The following is a 1,057-nucleotide window of genomic DNA, read 5'->3' as shown; positions in this document are numbered from 1 at the left end:
GGCCGCGCCGGTGATCAGCAACGGCAGCTGCCACGGCCCCAGCAGCGCGCCCAGCCCGGCAAGCAGCTTGGGATCGCCGCCGCCCAGCCCGTCGCGGCCGCGCAGGCGGCGATAGGCAAATCCCACCAGCCACAGCGCGGCAAAGCCCAGCCCGGCGCCCCACAGGCGCTGGACCAGCGCCAGGCCCGGCAACAGCAGCGCGAACGGAATGAATGGCAGGGTGAGCAGGTCGGGCAGCCATTGGTGCTCGGTATCCAGGATCAGCAGCGCCAGCAGCCACCAGCCGGCCAGTGCGAACAACAATCCCTCTGGCGCGGGATATCGCCACAGCAGCGCCGCCCCCACCGCAGCGGCGGCCAGTTCCACCTGCCAGTGCCGGCCCGATATGGCCTGCCGGCAATGGCGGCAACGCCCGCGCAGCGCCAGGAACGACAGCAAGGGCACCAGTTCCAGCGCGCCCAGCCTGACCCCACAATGATCACAGCGCGAACGGCCAGTGATCACCTGCCCCTGTGGCCAGCGCGCGGTGACCAGCGCGATGAAACTGCCGACCGCCAGGCCCAGCCAGCCGCCGATCACGGACCACCAGAAGGCTGGCATCAGGGGATGAGGATCTGGCGGATGGCCTGACCGCTGGCCAGCGCATCAAGCGCGTCGTTGATTTCGGCCATCGGCCGCACGCCGGAGAGCAGCTTTTCGACCGGCAAGCGCCCGGCCCGCCACAGCGCGATGTAGCGCGGGATATCGCGCGCCGGCACCGCCGACCCCATGTAGCTGCCGATCACCGTCTTGGCCTCGGCGACCAGGCTCACCGCCGGGATGGTGAAGGGATCGGCCGGATTGGGCAGGCCAACGGTGACGATGCGGCCGCCGCGCGCCGCGGTGCTATAGGCCTCGGCCAGCACCTTGCCGCTGCCCACGCTTTCGATGGCGACGCGCGGCGCGCCGTGCTGGGCGAAGGCGGCCGCCACCTCGTCGGGTGCAACGGCCGCGCGGGCGCCGAGTTCAAGCGCCAACGCGCGCTTTTCCGGCACCGGATCGATGGCGATCACCGGCT

The 1,057-nt window shown here is 71.2% G+C and carries 2 protein-coding genes; both read right to left on the bottom strand.

Translation table 11 applies throughout. The annotated features are described in order from the left end of the window. Window positions 1–600: prepilin peptidase (locus GJ693_RS16165; protein WP_156257242.1), on the bottom strand; the 600-nt coding region annotated here is incomplete at its 3' end. Beyond that, window positions 600–1,057 (bottom strand): zinc-binding dehydrogenase (locus GJ693_RS16160; protein ID WP_156257241.1); only part of this gene is annotated, 458 nt, incomplete at its 5' end. The genes GJ693_RS16165 and GJ693_RS16160, both read right to left, overlap by 1 nt.

The sequence above is a fragment of the Sandarakinorhabdus oryzae genome, assembly GCF_009733735.1.
GTDB classification, from domain to species: Bacteria; Pseudomonadota; Alphaproteobacteria; order Sphingomonadales; family Sphingomonadaceae; genus Sandarakinorhabdus; species Sandarakinorhabdus oryzae.
Note: the sequence above shows the minus strand (reverse complement) of the source record. Positions and strands in the feature narration are given on the sequence as shown.